The sequence below is a fragment of the Holdemanella sp. genome, assembly GCF_056804935.1.
Genome location: NZ_DBMEXE010000196.1, coordinates 1 through 3,038 on the forward strand (window position 1 = coordinate 1; position 3,038 = coordinate 3,038).

Sequence of the window (3,038 nt, forward strand, 5' to 3'; positions counted from 1 at the left end):
TGAGCCCAATATCAGCTATAAAACGTTTTGGGGTATATGCCGCCCCTTAAATTCTTGGAGAGCAAATTCACCTAACCCCATCCAAATTTATTGCGCCAAAACAAATTCATTTAAAGCATCAATCGTTTTAGTATATTGCTCTTTGACTGCACCAAACTGTTGTAAACCTAATTCCAAGTTTCCTGCACGCAAACTCTCTGTAATTTCAAAACTAGGCTTATACAAATGATCAAAGCCTAAGTTCATGCATACTCCTTTTAAAGTATGAGCGGCTCTAAAAGCCAATTCCACTTGTTTTTCATTCAAAGCCATTTCTAATTCTTGAAAACTAGTATCATCTTTAAATTTCAAAGCGAACTTTTCAATCATTTTAGCACTTGGCAAACGCTTAATAACATCTTGATAGTTTGCTCCCATTTTTACATAACATTCTTCGATTGTCATTCTATTTTTCCTCTCTAAAATATAACTGAATATTAAATTAACATTTTAATTAAAGCTTTTTTAAATCATATATATTCTATAATCTAACCAAATAAAATGCAATATAAAAAGGAAGCAAAAAGCTCCCTAAATGATTAGTTCTTTAATGCTTGTAATGGTGCAGGAATTCTTCCTCCACGATTGATCATGACATCATTTGAAATCTGAGAAATTGGCATTACTGGACCTGCGCCTAATAAACCACCAAAGTCTAGTTCATCACCAACATCTTTTCCAATCGCAGGAATCACACGTACGGCTGTCGTCTTTGTATTAACCATACCGATTGCAGCTTCATCCGCAATAATTCCTGAAATAACACTTGCACTTGTTTCTCCTGGAATTACGATCATATCCAATCCAACACTACATACTGCAGTCATTGCTTCTAATTTTTCTAATTTTAATGCACCTGTTCTTGCCGCATGAATCATACCTGCATCTTCACTTACAGGAATAAAAGCACCAGATAATCCACCAACATTACTTGTTGCCATAACGCCACCTTTTTTAACAGCATCATTCAACATGGCTAAACAAGCCGTTGTTCCATAAGCACCACATGTTTCCAATCCCATTTCCTCTAGAATATAGGCAACACTATCACCAATAGCTGGAGTTGGAGCTAAAGACAAGTCCACAATTCCAAATGGAACACCCAGTTTTTCACTTGCAACAGTTCCAACCAACTGTCCCATACGCGTAATCTTGAAGGCTGTGCGCTTAATTAGATCTGCAATCTGATCCATACGCAATGATTTATCGGCTTTACTTAATACAGCACGCACAACACCTGGTCCAGATACACCCACATTAATTACACAATCGGCTTCACCTACACCATGGAAGGCACCCGCCATAAATGGATTGTCTTCAGGTGCATTACAGAATACGACAAGTTTAGCAGCTCCTAAACAATTGTCATCCTTTGTATATTCAGCACAACGCTTCACAATACGCCCCATCTGCGCAACGGCATCCATATTGATACCTGCTTTTGTACTACCTACATTGACACTAGCACACACATGCTGCGTCTTTGCCAAGGCTTCAGGAATGGATTCAATCAATTCATTATCCCCTGCTGCATATCCTTTTTGTACTAGTGCAGAATATCCACCAATAAAATCAACCCCTAATTTTTGAGCACAACGCTCTAAAGTTAATGCGTATTCAACTGGATTTCCCCCTGAACAAGCCACTAACATCGCAATTGGGGTTACACTAATTCGTTTATTTACAACGGGAATACCATAAATCTTACTAAAATCGTTTCCAACTTTTACTAAGTCTTTGGCTAAGCGGCAAATCTTTTCTTCTACTTTTTGACATGACACATGAATGTCTGGATCCATACAATCCAATAAACTAATACCCATTGTGATCGTACGAATATCCAAATATTCTTCGTCAATCATCTTTATTGTTTCTAAAATTTCATTTGTCTGCATAGGAATACCTCATTAAATTTTGTGCATAGAATTGAAAATATCCTGATGCATACAACGAATGACTAGATTCTTTTCTTTTCCCAAGTTTTCCATTTTTTCCGCAAATTCATTTAATGGAATGCTCATTTCATCAATTGCAACCATCATAGTCATAGTAAACATAGAATCTACGATTGTTTGAGTTACATCCAATACATTTAGATTGTAGTTTGCGCATTCATTGGCAATCATAGCCAAGATTCCTACTTTGTCTTTTCCAATTACACTAATAACAGCCTTCATCATCTTTCTCCTTAAAATTTGATTTCGCATTTTTCAAAGCGTATAAGCTCATATGGTTCATATGCACTCTGGATTCCTTGCACATTCACATCATATTCACTTGGCATAAAGGATACCTCATTTTGTTGATTTAGACAATCCTTAATACTTTGGCTTTGTTCTTTTGTCAAAGTATGTGACTTCTTGAAACAAATGTCATTTGCCTTATCAACCAATACAATTTCTACATCTAGACAATCACTTTTAAACAAATGCTCTTTCCAATCACACTCTTGAACATTGAAATAAAAATCACTGGAATCAATATCGCCACCTTCAAGCACAAATACGGCAATATCGTTTGTGTAACAAAAGTGAAGATCGATACCACTATTCAACATATCAATTTCCTCCTGTGTCCAATCTTCGTCTTTTATTACTAACATAAAACGGTTTTCTACATAGTCCATAATGGCACCAAAATCGATGTCATACGCAAATTTTTCTTTTTTATTCATACCACCATTATAAAGATTATCTTAAGAAAAAGCGAATCAATTTCTCATTCAATTTTGTATAAGGCTGATAACGCATAGGTAAATCAATGATTCTTTTTTTATCCACAATACTCTTTGTATGACTAAACGTATCAAAACCACGCTTTCCATGGTATGAACCCATCCCACTTTCGCCAACACCACCAAAGCCCATATTACTAGTAGCTAAATGAATCACAACATCGTTGATGCAGCCACCGCCAAAGGATACTTCACTCGTTACTTTCTTAGATACCTGTTTATTATTTGTGAAAATATATAAAGCTAGTGGGCTAGGCATAGAATT

The 3,038-nt window shown here is 36.0% G+C and carries 5 protein-coding genes; all 5 read right to left on the minus strand.

Annotated elements, in window-relative coordinates; all coding sequences use genetic code 11:
- Positions 1–87: 87 nt before the first annotated feature.
- Positions 88–444: an Hpt domain-containing protein gene (locus tag ACZQCL_RS08080; RefSeq protein WP_482482688.1), complete on the minus strand. Its 357-nt coding sequence runs from the start codon at positions 442–444 to the stop codon at positions 88–90.
- 134 nt (positions 445–578) lie between these two features.
- Positions 579–1,934 carry a PFL family protein gene (locus ACZQCL_RS08085; protein ID WP_118116548.1) on the minus strand — a complete coding sequence of 452 codons (1,356 nt, stop codon included), beginning with the start codon at positions 1,932–1,934 and terminating at the stop codon, positions 579–581.
- Between the two features lie 12 nt (positions 1,935–1,946).
- Entirely contained in the window at positions 1,947–2,216 is a 270-nt protein-coding gene (locus tag ACZQCL_RS08090; RefSeq protein WP_117925531.1) for an ACT domain-containing protein, read from the minus strand.
- 11 nt (positions 2,217–2,227) lie between these two features.
- Positions 2,228–2,713, minus strand: coding sequence for a hypothetical protein (locus ACZQCL_RS08095; protein WP_117925530.1), 486 nt, complete (start codon positions 2,711–2,713; stop codon positions 2,228–2,230).
- 16 nt (positions 2,714–2,729) lie between these two features.
- A partial coding sequence (locus ACZQCL_RS08100; protein ID WP_482482691.1) for an aldehyde dehydrogenase family protein occupies positions 2,730–3,038 on the minus strand: 309 nt, incomplete at its 5' end.

Excerpts from the sequence above, each read along its gene's own strand:
- ACZQCL_RS08090 (WP_117925531.1), bottom strand. The coding sequence starts at position 2,216 with ATGAAGGCTGTTATTAGTGTAATTGGAAAAGACAAAGTAGGAATCTTG.
- ACZQCL_RS08085 (WP_118116548.1), bottom strand. The coding sequence starts at position 1,934 with ATGCAGACAAATGAAATTTTAGAAACAATAAAGATGATTGACGAAGAA.
- ACZQCL_RS08095 (WP_117925530.1), bottom strand. The coding sequence starts at position 2,713 with ATGAATAAAAAAGAAAAATTTGCGTATGACATCGATTTTGGTGCCATT.
- ACZQCL_RS08080 (WP_482482688.1), bottom strand. The coding sequence starts at position 444 with ATGACAATCGAAGAATGTTATGTAAAAATGGGAGCAAACTATCAAGAT.